The 15,734-nt window shown below is 43.2% G+C and carries 14 protein-coding genes; 8 read left to right on the top strand and 6 right to left on the bottom strand.

Features of this window, described 5'->3' with window-relative positions; all coding sequences use genetic code 11:
- Positions 1 to 309: 309 nt before the first annotated feature.
- A complete protein-coding gene (locus B9Y67_RS08925; RefSeq protein ID WP_085506368.1) occupies positions 310 to 1,455 on the bottom strand; it encodes a S1C family serine protease in 1,146 nt (381 codons plus the stop codon).
- 183 nt (positions 1,456 to 1,638) lie between these two features.
- Here B9Y67_RS08925 and B9Y67_RS08920 point away from each other — a divergent pair, with 183 nt between their 5' ends.
- The 3 genes from B9Y67_RS08920 to B9Y67_RS08910 are packed head-to-tail and all read left to right on the top strand — an operon-like array spanning position 1,639 to position 4,212.
- Complete coding sequence (locus B9Y67_RS08920) at positions 1,639 to 2,334, top strand: response regulator transcription factor (protein ID WP_085506367.1); 696 nt, start codon at positions 1,639 to 1,641, stop codon at positions 2,332 to 2,334.
- Complete coding sequence (locus B9Y67_RS08915; RefSeq protein ID WP_085506366.1) at positions 2,331 to 3,686, top strand: sensor histidine kinase; 1,356 nt, start codon at positions 2,331 to 2,333, stop codon at positions 3,684 to 3,686. The genes B9Y67_RS08920 and B9Y67_RS08915 overlap by 4 nt, the downstream gene beginning before the upstream one ends.
- Positions 3,687 to 3,699: 13 nt before the next feature.
- On the top strand, positions 3,700 to 4,212 hold the full coding sequence (locus tag B9Y67_RS08910) for an acyl-CoA thioesterase (protein ID WP_062442734.1): 513 nt from the start codon (positions 3,700 to 3,702) through the stop codon (positions 4,210 to 4,212).
- 69 nt (positions 4,213 to 4,281) lie between these two features.
- Here B9Y67_RS08910 and B9Y67_RS08905 read toward each other — a convergent pair whose 3' ends face one another.
- From B9Y67_RS08905 to B9Y67_RS08895, 3 genes are all read right to left on the bottom strand, one after another.
- Positions 4,282 to 5,001: an ABC transporter ATP-binding protein gene (locus tag B9Y67_RS08905; protein WP_085506365.1), complete on the bottom strand. Its 720-nt coding sequence runs from the start codon at positions 4,999 to 5,001 to the stop codon at positions 4,282 to 4,284.
- Position 5,002: 1 nt separating this feature from the next.
- Positions 5,003 to 6,613, bottom strand: coding sequence for an ABC transporter permease (locus B9Y67_RS08900; RefSeq protein WP_139823782.1), 1,611 nt, complete (start codon positions 6,611 to 6,613; stop codon positions 5,003 to 5,005).
- 217 nt (positions 6,614 to 6,830) lie between these two features.
- Positions 6,831 to 7,940, bottom strand: coding sequence for a Fe(3+) ABC transporter substrate-binding protein (locus B9Y67_RS08895; protein ID WP_085506363.1), 1,110 nt, complete (start codon positions 7,938 to 7,940; stop codon positions 6,831 to 6,833).
- Positions 7,941 to 8,131: 191 nt separating this feature from the next.
- On the opposite strand from B9Y67_RS08895, the gene B9Y67_RS08890 reads away from it, so the two are divergent.
- The 3 genes from B9Y67_RS08890 (at position 8,132) to B9Y67_RS08880 (ending at position 12,115) form a co-directional block, all read left to right on the top strand.
- On the top strand, positions 8,132 to 10,036 hold the full coding sequence (locus B9Y67_RS08890; protein ID WP_085506362.1) for an ABC transporter ATP-binding protein: 1,905 nt from the start codon (positions 8,132 to 8,134) through the stop codon (positions 10,034 to 10,036).
- A 109-nt stretch (positions 10,037 to 10,145) separates the two neighbouring features.
- A complete protein-coding gene (locus B9Y67_RS08885; protein ID WP_085506361.1) occupies positions 10,146 to 11,387 on the top strand; it encodes an aminopeptidase in 1,242 nt (413 codons plus the stop codon).
- Positions 11,388 to 11,653: 266 nt separating this feature from the next.
- Positions 11,654 to 12,115 carry a hypothetical protein gene (locus B9Y67_RS08880; protein ID WP_085506360.1) on the top strand — a complete coding sequence of 154 codons (462 nt, stop codon included), beginning with the start codon at positions 11,654 to 11,656 and terminating at the stop codon, positions 12,113 to 12,115.
- Between the two features lie 113 nt (positions 12,116 to 12,228).
- Here B9Y67_RS08880 and B9Y67_RS08875 read toward each other — a convergent pair whose 3' ends face one another.
- The gene (locus B9Y67_RS08875; RefSeq protein WP_085506359.1) at positions 12,229 to 13,107 is read right to left on the bottom strand and encodes an alpha/beta hydrolase; all 879 of its coding nucleotides are present in this window, start codon (positions 13,105 to 13,107) and stop codon (positions 12,229 to 12,231) included.
- A gap of 150 nt (positions 13,108 to 13,257) precedes the next feature.
- Between B9Y67_RS08875 and B9Y67_RS20650 the strand changes: the two genes are divergently transcribed.
- Positions 13,258 to 13,431, top strand: coding sequence for a hypothetical protein (locus tag B9Y67_RS20650; RefSeq protein WP_176223941.1), 174 nt, complete (start codon positions 13,258 to 13,260; stop codon positions 13,429 to 13,431).
- Between the two features lie 118 nt (positions 13,432 to 13,549).
- Entirely contained in the window at positions 13,550 to 15,067 is a 1,518-nt protein-coding gene (locus tag B9Y67_RS08870; protein ID WP_085506358.1) for a BCCT family transporter, read from the top strand.
- 43 nt (positions 15,068 to 15,110) lie between these two features.
- On the opposite strand, the gene kynB is transcribed toward B9Y67_RS08870, so the two are convergent.
- Positions 15,111 to 15,731 (bottom strand): arylformamidase, encoded by a 621-nt coding sequence (gene kynB / locus B9Y67_RS08865; protein ID WP_085506357.1) that lies wholly within the window; start codon positions 15,729 to 15,731, stop codon positions 15,111 to 15,113.
- Positions 15,732 to 15,734: the final 3 nt, after the last annotated feature.

The raw sequence follows: 15,734 nt of genomic DNA, 5'->3' as shown, positions 1-15,734 counted from the left end.
AATCGCCTTGGGAGACACGACACGCATAAGCAGAACATCAAAAGGGAAGTGTTTTTTCTTCCCGTTGATGGACTGCTTATGTCGCGAGTGTCTAGGCGATGAAGCTGGAAAGCGAACCGTTTCCCAGCCGCCCTTACTACTGATTTGGTAACGGACCCAAAGCATCTTGAAATCAAGTCTTCGACTTGTTGGTCTTTTGATTGAATAATCTTCTGAGGAGAAATACAAAAAGAACCTGTGCCTTTTGCTGCTGGAAAAGGTACAGGTTCTTTTTTATATCGTTTAGGGGGGAGGTTGTTTCATACTGTTCTATTGGGAAGACAACTGTAAATCAGATTTGATCTTCTCGCCATTCCGGTAGATCGTCAATTCTACTTCATTGCCTTCCTCTGTCTCTTTATATAGGAATTGACGTAAGTTAACCAGTGACTCTATTTTATTACCCTCAATCTCTGTAATAACATCGCTCTTTTTAAGTCCGGCTTTATCCGCTGGTGACCCGGGCTCGACGCCTCCTACAATGACACCATGCTGAATGTCTCTTGGGAGGTTCAATTGCTCGGTCAGGATATTAGCAGGAATCTGCTTGATGTCCTGTAAGGATACTCCCATATAAGGACGTTTCACTTCACCATTGTTTTCCAAGTCTTTAATGACTGGTTTGGCTACATCCATCGGGATGGAAAATCCTAATCCTTCCACTTCGTTCTGAGCGATTTTCATCGTGTTAATTCCGATAACTTCGCCTTGAAGGTTGATGAGTGCACCGCCGCTGTTACCAGGGTTGATGGCCGCATCTGTCTGGATGACTTCTGTCTGCCAGTCGGCTTGGCCATCTTTATTCATATCTACCGGAATGTTGCGGTTCAATCCACTGACGATGCCTTTGGTGGCGGAACCAGCGAATTCCATTCCAAGCGGGTTGCCAATGGCGATGGCTGTCTGCCCTACTTCTACGTCTTTTGCGTCACCTAATTTGGCAACCTGTTTGACATGCTTATCATTTATTTTCAAAACGGCAAGGTCAGTCAACGGGTCACTTCCTTCTAATTCTGCTTTGATTTTCGTACCGTCATTCAAAATCACTTCCAGTTGTTCCGCATTTTCAACTACGTGATGATTGGTGACGATGTAGGCGTTACCTTGTTCTTTTTTATAGATGACCCCTGAGCCTGTACCGGAATTTTGAGATACCGGGTTGCTTTGTTTAATGTTTGAGATACCGACGACTGCGCCTCCAGCTTTTTCAACCGCCTGAGTAACCGGCTCTTTCTCTTCGCCGATCTGCAGTTCATTAGCTTGGGCTGTCGGTTCATCGGTATTGATTTGAATGGAGATTCCTTTCCATTGAAATACAGTAGTCACAAGGAATATAGCTGCGATTGCTCCAAAAACGACATAGGCAAAATAAGCACGTTTTTTGGCGCGCCTTTGCCGCTGTTGTTCTGTATCCATATAGGCAGATCTCCTTTGAAAATAGTTTATCTGTTTCCTGAACAATTCTTAGTCTACACTTGAGTTATGGCACGAGATTGGAGAAAATGTGGAATAAATGTGTAAAATAAAAAAGAAATGGAACATCAATTATAGAATTGTGGGAGAATAAGAGCAGACTTATATGGAGAAGGAGGCTTTTCCATGAAACAAACCATTGGAATAGTGGAAGACGATCCGAACATTCGCGACATTGTCAAAGCTTATTTAGAAAAAGAAGGTTATCACGTAGCCGAGATGGAATCTGCGGAAGCGGCCTGGGAATTGTTTCAGCAAGACCCGCCGGATTTATGGGTGCTGGATATCATGCTGCCTGGAATGGATGGTTACGAATTCTGTAAACAAGTACGTAAGGATTCCCAGGTTCCAATCATCATCATCTCAGCTAAAGATGAGGAAGTGGACAGGATTTTAGGCTTGGAACTGGGAGGCGATGACTATCTGACTAAGCCATTCAGTCCTCGTGAGCTTGTCGCAAGGGTTAAACGGCAGCTGACCAGGTGGGAAGTAATGAATACGAATACTGCCTCAGCGGACAAAGAGATACTGGAAGTCGGGGAATTATCCCTGTACATGGCGGAACGCCGGGCTGTTTGGAGAGGAGCAGAAGTGGAAGTGACTGCTAAGGAATTCGATATGTTAAAGTTGCTTGCTCAGCATCCGAACCGTGCTTTTTCCAGAGAAGAACTGCTGGTGCAAATCTGGGGGGAAGATTACTTTGGCAGTGATCGTGCAGTTGATGACTTAGTGAAACGGCTAAGAAAAAAGCTGGCCGATTTTCCACTCGAAACCGTGTGGGGCTATGGCTACCGTCTTAGAAAAGATGGCATCGAATCATGAAGCTTTTGCATCAATTGAATACGGCATTCGCTGTGCTGATCATCATTGTAATGTCGATAACTGCGATTATTTTATATTCATTGATTCTCAATATGCTGATTGAAGATGAAAAACGACAACTGGAAGATAAAGGGGAACTGTTGATCGATTTATTGAACGAAGAAGACAGTCCCGTGAAGGTGAATCAGTTATCACAGCTGCTTCGAGATAGTGATTTGAGGGTGTTGATGTTCGACCGAGGACAAAGGGAAATCCTGTTTTCCAGTTTGCCGTTTGAAACTGCCACCCTTTGGGCCAGCCAATACGATGAACAACTACATGAAGAGGATCTTTGGGAAAGTCAGGGGCAGGACTTTGTCGTTTATGATATTGCATTCACCCCCAAGGCCGATGGTGTTATTTTAGTTTTGGCCACACCACTTAAAGATTTACAGGCGGTGCAGACGATGTTTGCCTGGCGGATGATTTATGTATTGTTCATTGGGCTTCTGCTCGCGATAGGTATCAGTCATATGCTTAACCGGCGCCTGGTGACACCGCTGATCCGGTTGAAGAAAGAACTGAAAAAAATAGAACACCGTAAATTCCAGGAGCTTCAGCCAGTAAAAGCGAGTGGGGAAATTGAAGAAGTGGAGCACAGTATCCGAACGATGGCAGCTGAATTAGAAAATTATATCCGCACACAAAAGCAGTTTTTTCAAAATGCTTCCCATGAATTGAAGACACCATTAATGTCCATACAGGGTTATGCAGAAGGGATCCGGGACGGGGTGTTTGAAGGGGAGGCAGCGGATAAAGGACTAAACGTTATGATAAAAGAAACAGAAAGATTGAAGAAAATTGTTAATGAAATGATTTTATTGGCAAAACTGGATAGTGATGAGAACGTGTATCACCCGGAAGAAGTCGATATTCATGAGTTAGTGGAACAGGCGACGGAAGGCCTTTACCCGCTAGCCAGGGAAAAAGGGGTAGAACTCGTCCATAATCAAAAGGACTCTTATTATTTATCGATTGACCCGGAAAAAGTGATGCAGGCGTTCATTAATATCATTGCCAACGCTATTCGACATGCTACTTCTTCCGTAACTATTGTAACGATGCAATCCTCAGATGAAATTATTATTGAAGTCCAGGATGATGGGGCGGGAATTCCTGAGGACATCCTTCCTCAGCTTTTTGAACGCTTCATCAAAGGAAAAGAAGGAGAAACCGGTTTAGGGCTAGCCATTTCGAGAGCGATTATCGAGCGGAGTGGTGGGAAAATTATTGCACGTAACAATGAAAAGTCAACTGGAGCAACTTTTAGAATAATATTGCCGAAACAACGGTCCAACCGTAACGAGCAATGAAGGAGAGATAGATATGGAAACAAAAGCATGCATTGATTCATTGACAGTAAAGAATTCACACGTTCTGCCGCCAGATACGAATAGTCATGGGACGTTATTCGGAGGCAAATTGATGGCATACATTGATGACGTGGCGGCGATTTCTGCCACCCGTCACTGCCGAAAACCTGTCGTTACTGCGTCGATTGATTCCATCGACTTTTTGGCACCGGTGTTTGAAGGGGATACCATATGTCTCGTCAGCTATGTGACTTGGACGCATAAGACTTCGATGGAGGTTTTTGTGAAAGCTATTACGGAAAACCTGTTGACAGGAGAGCGGAAAGTCTGTACGACCGCTTTTGTCTCGATGGTTGCGGTAGATGAGAATAACCGGCCAACGCCAGTCCCTCCTGTGAAGCCGGAATCCGATGAAGAAAAATTGCTGCATTCCGGGGCACCGGCACGTCATGAACAGAGGAAGGAACGCAGTAAAGAATCAAAACAACTGGCCAAAGAATTCGGAACAGACTTTCCTTGGAAATAGGGGTATAGTGAAAAAGCCAGATGCAGCTAACGCGGCATCTGGCTTTTTCATTGATTAACTGGCTAGGCTTTACGACATGATTTCCATTTCGTAATCGTACGTATTGGAAGTGTTTCTTACGGTGCATAATGACTCCCATTCGTGTGCCGCACCATCGCGCATGGTAATGATCCGGTCAGCAATTGCTCGGGAGTCCTCCCGGTCATGTGTCACGAAAATCGATGTAATGCCTGTTTTTTTGATGATTTGCTTCAATTCTTCTCGAATCTTGATTTGCAAGTCAGCATCCAGGTTACTGAAAGGTTCATCCAATAATAACAGGGAAGGCTCTGGAGCGAGCGCCCGCGCAAGAGCAATCCGCTGCTGCTGGCCGCCGCTCAATTCATGTGGATAGCGCTTCTTAAATTTTTCCATATTGACAAGCTCAAGTACTTCATCGATACGCTTTTTCTTTTCACTGCGGGAATACCCTTTGAGACCGAACTGGATATTTTCTGCAACCGTCATGTGTGGAAATAGCGCATAGTCTTGGAATACCATTCCAATTCCGCGCTTTTCCGGAAGAATAAAGGTACGGTCATCGGTTACGATTTTTCCGCCGATGGAAATGGTACCTTTTGTCGGTGTCTCCAACCCGCTCAGAAGACGTAATACGGTACTCTTACCGCTTCCACTTTCCCCAAGAATAGAGATGATTTCCCCTTGTTCAATCTCAAGGCAGAAGTTATTAATAGTTTTATCCCCTTGGTTTGTATAAGAGAAGCATAAGTCTTTGATTTGAATGTACATATCACTTCGGCTCCTTTTCGAGTACTTGGTGGAAAAGATAAATCGCAATACCACTGATGACAATAATGATGATCGATGCCAAGGATGCTTCATGGATTTGCTCATCGCTGGCATATTGGAATGCTTTTGTTGATAACGTGTCAAAATTGAACGGCCTTAAAATTAATGTGAGCGGCAGCTCTTTAAGAATATCGATGAATGCCAGGATGAATCCGCTGAATATCGCCCCTTTGATGAGGCGAACATCCACTTTGAAGAAAGTTTTCGTCATGCCCATCCCGAGCATTCGGGAAGCTTCAGTGAATTTATTGCCTACTTTGTCAAAACCCGATTCGATAGAGTTATAGCCTACTGCTAAAAAACGGATAACATAAGCTGAGATTAGCATAAATAGGCTCGTGCTTAAAAAAAGGCTGGCTTCCATCCCGAAAGATTCGTAAAACGTGAACAACAGGTTGTCGATATCTATGAATACAGAACTGATACCGACAGCTATGACGGCACCAGGAATCGAGTAACCGAGAATGGTGATTCTTGATGCCGACTTAGAAAGCCAGCTTTTATGCATCCTGGTAAAGTTAGCAATGATGACAGCAAAGATAACAATCATGAAAGCTCCGGTAAAGGCGACTAATAATGAATTCATGATTAATTGAGTGAACACAGGACTGGCGATTTTCTCAAAAGTCAGGAACATCCAGTCCAGGAGCTGGATGAAAGGAATCAAAAAGCCCAGGCTGAATATAAGCAGACTATAGAAGAACACTGTCCAGGCTTTCCACCCGGTGAGTTTGATAGGTGTGAGCGGCTTCACTTTCGCGGTCGTATAACTGTATTTTTTACGGCCTCGTAACACTTTTTCAAAGATTAATATAGCAAAGACAATAAACATCAGGGTAGCTGAGAGTTTAATAGCAGCATTCAAGTCCCCCATGCTGAACCATGTTTGAAAAATCGCTGTACTGAAAGTCGGGACACCAAAGTATTTGACAACCCCATAGTCATTCAACACTTCGAGCAGCACTAAGCTTGCTCCGCCAATGATGGCCCCACGGGAAATCGGGAGGACTACCCGGAAGAAAATCTCAAAGGCATTCCGGCCAAGGAGTCTTGCGTTTTCAATCAGGGAAGAAGATTGATTTGCTAAAAAGGCCCGTGTAATCGTGTAGACATAGGGAAATAAAAATAAAGTGAAAATAAAAATGGAACCAGGAATATTCATGATGTCAAAGTATTTTTGATCCACTCGGATACCATAGTCATTGCGTAATGTCGTCTGGATGATCCCTGTATAATTTAAAATTCCATTATACGTATAAGCCGCAATATAGGGAGGGATCGCCAAAGGCAGGATGAGTCCCCATTTGAAAAAGCCCTTCAACGGAAAATCGTATGCAGAAATCAGCCACGCCAGACTGGTACCGATCAGTATCGTTAAAACTCCGGTAACCACAATAATAATAGAAGTATTTTTTAAGAGTAATGGTAAGATATGTTCTTTGATATGCTCCCAATTATCAGTTGTTTGAGTGAAAAAGCTGATCAGAATCGTCAGGTTAGGCATCAAAATTAGAAGGACGATGACCATACTCAATACTGTCCACATATTCATATAACCTGGGAGCTTTCGGTAAAACTTCAACTGGGACACTTCCTTCTACGCGACGACATTAAGACTTTGGAACATAAACCAATACCCATAATTAACTTATATACATTGGTTTATGTATCATTTTCACTTTTAATGATAACAGTTCTCAATGAAAATGTACATATACATAAGGCCGTACCTTATTTTGGTACGGCCCATGTGTCATGAAATGGTCAAATTATTTCCAACCGACTTCATTCATAATTTTGATAGCTTTTCCATTGTTTTCACCGAGTTCTGTCAGATTAATGTCTTGTTCTTCAAATTCGCCCCAGGATTGAAGTAGTTCAGCAGGCTCTACATCAGGGTTTACTGGATACTCATAATTCGCTTCAGCAAAATCTTTCTGAGCTTTTTCCTGGGAAAGGAATTCCATGAATTTCACGGCATTCTCTTTATTCTTACTGCTTGCAGTCATAGCAACACCGCTGATATTGACATGAGTACCGGTAGTGTCCTGATTAGGGAAAATGACTCCTAAATCCTCTGCGACTTTTACTTCTTCTTCATCTTCAGAGTTCAACATCTGCCCCAGGTAATACGTATTCATGACAGCGACATCACCTTCGCCGGCAGCAATAGCTTTCGCCTGATCACGGTCGCCACCTTTAGGATCACGTGCCATATTATCAACAATTCCCTGAGCCCATTCTTTGGCAGCTTCTTCTCCTTCTGTAGCGATCATGGATGCTAACAAGGACTGGTTGTAAATGTTGTCAGAAGAACGAATCAGGACTTTGCCATTCCACTCGTCTTTCGTAAGGTCTTCATAATTCTTGATATCGTCCTCGTTGACTGTTTCTTTGTTATATACAATAACACGAGCACGTTTGGTCAGGCCAAACCAGTTGCTATCTTCATCACGGAACTTTTCTGGAATATTCTCGTTCAGTGTATCGCTTTCCACTTCTTGAAGGAGATCTTTATCTTTAGCACGGTGCAGACGACCGGCATCAGCTGTGATGAAAAGGTCAGCTTCTGATGCTTTTCCTTCCCGCTCCAGGCGTGCGATCAACTCATCATCTTTACCTTCAATGACATTTACTTTAATGCCTGTTTCTTCTGTAAATTTATCATACAGCTGTTGATCTGTTTCATAGTGACGTCCTGTATAAAGGTTTAGTTCGCCACCGGCTTCAGCATTCTCTTCTGTTCCTTCAGAAGAATTTTCTTCACTCTCTGAAGAATTATCTGCCCCTTCTTCTTCAGAACTTCCACCGCAGGCAGCTAATGCGAAGATGGAAAAAATAAATACAAAACCTAATAAAAACAACTTGCTTTTCTTCATGTCCCTTTCACCTCGTATGTAATTTTTTTGCATTGCTTAAATGATAATGGTTTTCAATGTCATCTTCAATTTTACTGAAAATGATTCTCAAGTCAAGTCTAATGGATAACTTTTTTCAGTTTTGTCACAAGTGTTAATGAAAAGAGCGAGAATGTTATAATAGGGGAAGTTTAAAAGGTAGGGTGATAGACATGAGTCTTTTGCAAGTAGAGAATTTAACAAAAACCTATGGGGATAAAACCCTGTTTGACCATATTTCATTTACAATTTCTCAAAACCAGCGGATTGGCTTGATTGGCGTTAATGGTACAGGGAAGTCGACATTGCTGAAAGTACTAGCCGGTCTGGATTCAAAAGAAGCAGGAGAGATGAAGCATGCGAAGGATTTTCGGATTGAATATCTGCATCAGGAACCAAAACTGGATCCGAATTTGAGTGTATTAGAGCAAATTTATTACGGTGATTCCGAAATTATGAAAACGATGCGGGCATACGAACAATCTCTCCAGCATCTTGAAAGGGATCCCGAAAATACCAGGTATCAGGCAGAGTTACTGAAGAACCAGCAGCAAATGGATGAAAATGATGCCTGGGAAGCGAACACCACTGCTAAGACTATCCTGACGAAGCTGGGAATTGATACGTTTGACAAAAAGATCAGCACACTGTCTGGAGGCCAAAAAAAACGGGTCGCTATCGCAAGGGCATTGATTCAGCCTGCCGACCTGTTGATTTTGGATGAGCCTACCAACCATTTAGATAATGAAACGATCGAGTGGCTGGAAGAGCATCTTTCCCAATACCGGGGAGCATTAATAGTCGTCACACATGACCGTTATTTCTTAAACAGAGTGACCAATCTGATTTATGAATTGGACAGGGGCAGCCTTTATATTTATGAGGGAAACTATGAAACCTATTTAGAAAAGAAAGCCGAGCGTGACGAGCAGGAACGGGTTTCCGAGGAAAAGAGACAAAATACGCTTCGGCGGGAATTGGCGTGGTTAAAGCGTGGAGCGAAAGCACGTACAACGAAGCAAAAGGCCCGCAAACAACGGGTAGAATCATTGCAGAACCAGTCTGGTCCAAAGACAGAAGAGCAAATGGATATGGCTATCGGCTCGAACCGCCTTGGCAAGAAAGTCATCGAGCTGGAAAATGTCAGTAAAGGAATGGCAGGGAAAACGTTGATTGATGGTTTCAGTTATTTGGTTGTCCCTGAAGAACGGTTGGGTATTATCGGTCCGAATGGAAGCGGTAAGACGACATTACTCAACATCATGTCGCAGCGGATGGAACCCGATACAGGTGAAATAGATGTAGGGGAAACAGTGAAAATCGGCTACTACACCCAGGATCACGAGGAAATCGATGGGAACTTGAAAGTAGTCGAATATATCAAACAAGTAGCCGAAGTGATTACTACTGCGGATGGACAGGAAATAACTGCAGAACAAATGCTGGAACGATTTTTATTTCCAAGATCTCAGCAATGGACCTATATCAGAAAACTGTCAGGGGGAGAGCGCCGCCGATTATATCTGCTGCGTGTACTGATGCAGGAACCGAACGTATTGTTTTTGGACGAGCCTACCAATGACTTGGATACAAAGACATTAAGTATTTTAGAAGACTACCTGGATCATTTTCCTGGGGCTGTAGTAACGGTTTCCCACGATCGCTACTTTCTTGATCGGATAGCGGATCGCCTGATCGCTTTCGAAGGCATGGGACAGATTAAAAAGTTTCATGGCAACTATAGCGAATACCTTGAAGAGAAAAAAGAAGCCGACCGTATAAGGAGTATGGAAAGAAAAGAGCAGACTGAAAAAGAAAAAGCTGCACAGAAACCAGTACGCAAGAAAAGGAAACTTTCTTACCATGAACAAAAAGAATGGGAAGGCATTGAAGATAAAATCGCCGACCTGGAAGGAAGAATGGAAGGGTTACAGGCATCTATTGCGGAAGCAGGCAGCGACCTTGGCAAAGTACAGGAGTTGTACAGGGAACAGGAAAACCTGGAAACGGAATTAGAGCAGGCGATGGAACGATGGGAGGAGTTGTCACTGCTCGTCGAAGAGTTAGAAAACAGCTGAATGTAAAAAATTCCCACAGCTATTGTTGTGGGATATTTTTGTTTATCAAGACAAATTATGGAATAATAAAAATTAGCGAGATCACGAAAATGGAGAGAGGGAGTTACATATGCCAGAACAAAAAATGTTAGAAAAGTATGCCGAATTAGCATTGAAAACAGGTGTTAACCTGCAGAAAAATCAAATGCTGATGGTAAACTCGACCATTGAAGGCGCAGACTTTACCCGTATCGTCGTGAAGAAAGCTTATGAAATGGGTGCAAAAACGGTCCATATCAATTGGTCGGATGATGCCATCACTCGTACTAAATACGAACATGAATCCAAAGAAACACTTTCAGAGGTCCCCCAATGGAAAGTGGATATGTATGACTACTTTGCTGAAGGAGGCGCCGCCATTTTATCTATCCGCTCTACTGATCCTGACTTGCTTCAGGGGATAGATGGAGATAAGATTTCCGCAGCGAATAAAGCAGGGGCACAAGCGATGAAGAACTTCCGTAATTATACGATGAATGACCGCATTCAGTGGTCCATCGTTTCAATCCCGATCACGACCTGGGCACAAAAGATTTTTCCCGAGGCCAATGAAGAAGAGGCAGTGGCCAGCTTGTGGGAACAAATCTTTACTATTGTAAGGGTCGATAAAGAAGATCCAGTGTCTGCATGGGAAGAACACAACAGCATTCTGGCGCAGGCACGTGAATTTTTGAATCGCAAAAAATATAAAAAGCTTGTTTATAAAGCACCAGGAACAGACTTAGAAGTTGAGCTTCCAGCAGGACATATATGGAAGGGCGGAGCTTCTAAAACTGAAAAAGAAGGTATCCCATTCAATGCAAATATGCCAACAGAAGAAGTGTTTACTGTACCGCATAAATATGGTGTCAACGGCCAGGTTTCCAGTACGAAGCCATTGAACTATGGAGGAAACCTGATTGATGATTTTACATTGACTTTCAAGGATGGAATGGTTGTTGATTATAAAGCAGGACAAGGAGAAGCTACGCTGAAGCATCTTTTGGAGACGGACGAAGGTTCAACCCGTCTTGGCGAGCTGGCACTTGTACCGAATGAATCACCGATTTCTCAATCCGGGCTGATTTTTTATAATACCCTTTATGATGAAAATGCTTCCTGTCATTTGGCGTTAGGTAAAGCATATCCGAACAGCCTGGAGGGTGGTTCTGATATGAATGAAGAAGAACTGGACAAGCACGGTGTCAATGATAGCCTCTCCCATGTCGACTTCATGATGGGATCCGGGGAATTGGATATCGATGGTGTGTTAGAAGACGGAACAACAGAAGCGGTCATGCGAAATGGCAGCTGGGCAATAAAATTCGATTAGTTTTATAACATGCAAATGCCGGATGCCTCAGACATCCGGCATTTGCATTTTTATATGTAGGCTTTAGCCCGAGGAAGCTCACCTTACGCACATGGAAAGCGAGTGATTTCCCGGAACTCCCCACAGTTACTACCGTAACGGAAACAATATATCTTGAAACTGAGTCTTCCATTAAAGGGAGCTTTAATGAAAAAGTAGCAGGTTATTTCAAGCTAGTCTCGAATATCCTTAGTAATGGATGATGATAGTGAAGGGGTGGGAGCGCCATGAAAAGAGCAGCTGTCAGTACAATACTAATGCTTTTAATTTTAATTGCATGTACAAGTGAAGCAGAAGAACCGCAGGAAGTATGGAGCCAGGATGAGACGTTCCAAGTCGATGAAAGGACTTTTTATGGAAAAGAAGGGAAATTTGCCATCGTCAAAGAGAACGGGAATGAAAATGAACCTGCCTTTCCTGCCGGTCCTCAAGGACGTCATTATTCCGTCTATTTCTGGGGCGAATCAGATGAATTGATAGGAAAAACCTATACCCTGACAGCCACTCATGAGGAAGCAGATGAATCGGTTACGCTTTATGAATGGAGGATCAGCGGTAACAATTCCTCAGAAGTCAGTGCCGATGCTTCCAGTGGTGCGAAATTCGGTTTGGATAAAGCCGGATTATGGCTGATGGAAGTAACCGTCGAAGGTGAGGAATTCGCAAGCTTTATCATAGAGGCGAAGTGAAAATCCTGGCTTGTCACCAAGTATTTATGGCGCAAGCTTTAGTAACTTCGTATCCATTAACCCTTTAACAAAAGTGAACTTTATAAAAATTCCCTCCCGCCTGGCGGGAGGGTTTATTTTTTCCGGAGAAACGCTGCAACTTCCTTGTCCACATCTGGATGTTCATGCAAACCGGAATGGGTGGCTTCGATATCTCGTACGATTACTTCGTGGTAGTTGTTCGCTGGTACAACCTCTTGGATACCAAGAGCACTGGATACGCTGACGAGTCCGTCGCCTCCATCGTAATTTTTTTGTTTTACTATAGTATCTGCATTTTCACTCGTATATTTTGCGTCGATAGCGCCAGCGATTGCCAGCACTTTCAGGTGGTTAGGAAATGAGTTTTTATTCCCTGTCAGCCTTGACAATAATTGAGCGTCTGGTCGTAAATCTGTAAGAGCTTCCCCGGAATTGATGTCAAAATACTCTTCCTTATCTATTCCTTTAAACGGGCTTCCCATTACAATCAGCTTCTCAACCGTTGGGAGGGAATTGTTTTTTTGAGTCATGAAGTTCGCAGCAGCCAAGCCACCCATGGAATGGCCGACGAGATTTACCTGCTGTATCCCGTAATCCACTTTCAGTTTATGCATGATTTTCTGCAGCCAAAGTGTCTGATTAGTAAGTGAGGCACGATTGTCGTGAAAGATCACTTGAATAAATGGATGCTGTTCAGCTGAGAATCGTCCTCGCATCATAATTTTCCCTTTAGAAGACACACGCACGGTCATTTCTTTCTCTCCCAATCGGTTATCCTCCAAACGATCCATCATCGTATTAAACGATCCAGGACCACCTTTATACCCATGGATGAACAAAGTCGGAGTGATAGAAGAATTGTCCTGGGAACTCGTATAAGGGGACTTTATAAAAAATATCGAAACCCCTAACGCTATAGAAACAGTAAGAAGTGATAAGAGTTTATGTTTTTTAATCATCTGCTTGAACATATGATGTCCTCCTGGTGCGAACTGCTTTCATTTTAATATACACTGCCCTTATTTTTAAGGGCTCAATCATCTTCTTTAACCAGAAAGTTTCGATTTCCTTGAGGCGGGTAAAGCAAAGATATAATCCCTTGTACAAGGAGTTGTTTGTATATGACTGGTCCGGATAAGCATTTAATGGGCTTTCAGGCTAATCCGAATGAATTTGGTAAATGCAGTAACTGTGGTAAGCTGTTGACCAGCAAACAGGAAGAAAAAGTAAAACTATGCGCAGAGTGTCAGGAACGATTGAATCCTGGAGAGGACCAGGATATTGCTGGTGACTAAGAATAAAATACGAGAGAATGCCTCATCCTTTAAAGGATGAGTTTTTTTGTTTTACAACTTTTATTATAAATGGTATAGTCCGTCATTGTGCTTTATTTTAAATTCAAAGGAGATTATTATGGAAAAAAAGAAATACGGTCGGATAGACTGGCCTGTTTTAATTATAAGTGGAGGAGCTCTGCTTCTTTTTATTTTACTGGCATTTATAGATTTACCTATGGTTTCTGAACTGGTAACGGAAGGGCTTGTTCTTTCTTCGAATTATTTTGGAGCCTTTTGGCAGGTGTTGATGTTGGCTACCTTCTTCGTCGGCCTTTGGCTGGCCTTTTCTAAAAGAGGAAAGGTTAAGATGGGAGGATTAGATAAGCCGGAAATCGGGTTATGGAAATGGTTATCGATCATAATGGCCACTTTGCTTGCAGGAGGCGGAGTATTTTGGGCAGCTGCAGAACCGATGTATCATTTTCTTACTGTTCCTCCGGTTCATGAAGGAATAGAAGCCGGAACCACAGAAGCAATTAACGCAGCATTAGCACAAAGTTTTATGCACTGGGGTTTTCTTGCCTGGGCGATATTAGGTACCATCAGTGCTGTCGTCATGATGTATGGCCACTATCACAAGGGGATGCCGCTGAAGCCGCGAACCCTGTTGTATCCTATTTTCGGTGAAAAGCTCAGGGACAGTTGGTTTGGGACGGTTATTGATGCCTTTTCAGTTATTGCGGTTGCCGCAGGAACGATTGGACCAATCGGCTTCTTAGGGGCGCAGGCAAGTTATGGACTGAACGTGATTTTTGGTATTCCGGATACGTTCGGGACACAGCTATCCATTATTATTGCTGTTGTAACCATATCCACAATCTCAGCAGTCACTGGTTTATACCGGGGGATTCAATGGTTAAGCAGCTTCAATGTCCGGATGGCAGTTGCTTTGATGTTATTTGTACTGTTATTTGGTCCCGGTGGTTTTATTATTGATTACTTTATCTCTTCTTTCGGATTTTACGTACAAGAATTCATTCCGATGAGTACGTTCCGTGCCGATGAAGAATGGCTGTCGTTGTGGACGGTGTTCTTCTGGGGATGGTTTATCGGTTATGGTCCGATGATGGCGATTTTAGTCAGTCGTATTTCTCGAGGCCGGACGATAAGGGAGATTATCCTTGCAATTTCAATTATGGCTCCAGTAATTTCAGCCTTTTGGTTTACCGTGCTTGGCGGTTCGGGTATTTTCTTCGAAATGGAAACAGCAGGCTCTGTATCTGAAGCATTGAATGAAGCAGGAAAGCGAGCTGCCATGTTCGCAATTACGGAGAAGTTCCCACTAAGTGAAATTATTTCTCCGCTTTTCTTGCTGCTGACTATATTATTTGTAGTTACTACAAATGATTCGATGTCCTATACCATATCGATGGCCGTTACAGGAGAGGGGAACCCGCAACGATGGCTTCGTATTTTCTGGTCTGTAGTCATGGGAACAGTAGCTGCTATCTTGTTATTCATTGGGGAAGGCGGCGTTAGTGCATTACAATCTTTCATTGTTGTGACCGCTGTACCTGTTTCGTTACTATTACTTCCAGTAGTCTGGTTAGCCCCTAAGGTAGCGAATGAAATGGCACGCTATCAAAAATTATGACCTAGAAACCCCAGCATCCAATGATGCTGGGGTTGTTTTACTATTAAATCTGTTTTAACACGGCACGTACGGGACTGCCGTCAGCTTCCGTCATTTTTAAAGGAAAAGCACTAAGCTCGTAAAGCCCAGCCTTTACGTGATCGAGCACGAGCCCTTCAAGAATCAGTACATCATTTTTATACAAGCTATGATGTGCTTTCAATTCTTTGCTTGTTTCCGGGTCGACCGACGGCGTATCGACTCCTACCAGATCAATGCCATTTGTTTTTAAAAATGAACCTAAATCTTCGCCGAGTACGGTATAAGAAGTTGGAAACTCTGTTCGATCCCGCCAGCTCTTCGTTTGCAAAATCAGCTTAGAGATCCCTGATAAATCCGTGTCCTGCAAATCTTTCGCTTCAATCGTTTTTTTGCCGGCTACATCAACGACGAGGGCTTTGCCGTGGAATCTCTCCAAAGGTAAGTCTGCAATTTTCAGTCCGGTGGAATCATAATGAAAAGGAGCATCGACATGGGTGCCGGTGTGATTGCTCATTTTGATACTGCCGACATTGACGGATCCTGTTTCTTCCATGGACCAGGTCAGGCTATAGTTATAACGCTCATCCCCCGGCCATGAGGGAGTAGTTACGTCTAGCTTCATCGAAATATCAATGATTTTCAAGAT

Source organism: Thalassobacillus devorans, assembly GCF_900176565.1.
Taxonomy (GTDB): Bacteria; Bacillota; Bacilli; order Bacillales; family Halobacillaceae; genus Thalassobacillus; species Thalassobacillus devorans_A.
The sequence above is the reverse complement of the archived record's forward strand: the minus strand, read 5'-3'. Positions and strand labels throughout refer to the sequence as shown.

Coding starts and splice junctions, on each gene's coding strand:
- B9Y67_RS08890 (WP_085506362.1), top strand. CDS start 8,132: ATGAGTCTTTTGCAAGTAGAGAATTTAACAAAAACCTATGGGGATAAA.
- B9Y67_RS08900 (WP_139823782.1), bottom strand. CDS start 6,613: ATGAATATGTGGACAGTATTGAGTATGGTCATCGTCCTTCTAATTTTG.
- B9Y67_RS08885 (WP_085506361.1), top strand. CDS start 10,146: ATGCCAGAACAAAAAATGTTAGAAAAGTATGCCGAATTAGCATTGAAA.
- B9Y67_RS08870 (WP_085506358.1), top strand. CDS start 13,550: ATGGAAAAAAAGAAATACGGTCGGATAGACTGGCCTGTTTTAATTATA.
- B9Y67_RS08910 (WP_062442734.1), top strand. CDS start 3,700: ATGGAAACAAAAGCATGCATTGATTCATTGACAGTAAAGAATTCACAC.
- B9Y67_RS08925 (WP_085506368.1), bottom strand. CDS start 1,455: ATGGATACAGAACAACAGCGGCAAAGGCGCGCCAAAAAACGTGCTTAT.
- B9Y67_RS08880 (WP_085506360.1), top strand. CDS start 11,654: ATGAAAAGAGCAGCTGTCAGTACAATACTAATGCTTTTAATTTTAATT.
- B9Y67_RS08915 (WP_085506366.1), top strand. CDS start 2,331: ATGAAGCTTTTGCATCAATTGAATACGGCATTCGCTGTGCTGATCATC.
- B9Y67_RS08920 (WP_085506367.1), top strand. CDS start 1,639: ATGAAACAAACCATTGGAATAGTGGAAGACGATCCGAACATTCGCGAC.
- B9Y67_RS08905 (WP_085506365.1), bottom strand. CDS start 5,001: ATGTACATTCAAATCAAAGACTTATGCTTCTCTTATACAAACCAAGGG.
- B9Y67_RS08895 (WP_085506363.1), bottom strand. CDS start 7,940: ATGAAGAAAAGCAAGTTGTTTTTATTAGGTTTTGTATTTATTTTTTCC.
- B9Y67_RS08875 (WP_085506359.1), bottom strand. CDS start 13,107: ATGTTCAAGCAGATGATTAAAAAACATAAACTCTTATCACTTCTTACT.
- B9Y67_RS20650 (WP_176223941.1), top strand. CDS start 13,258: ATGACTGGTCCGGATAAGCATTTAATGGGCTTTCAGGCTAATCCGAAT.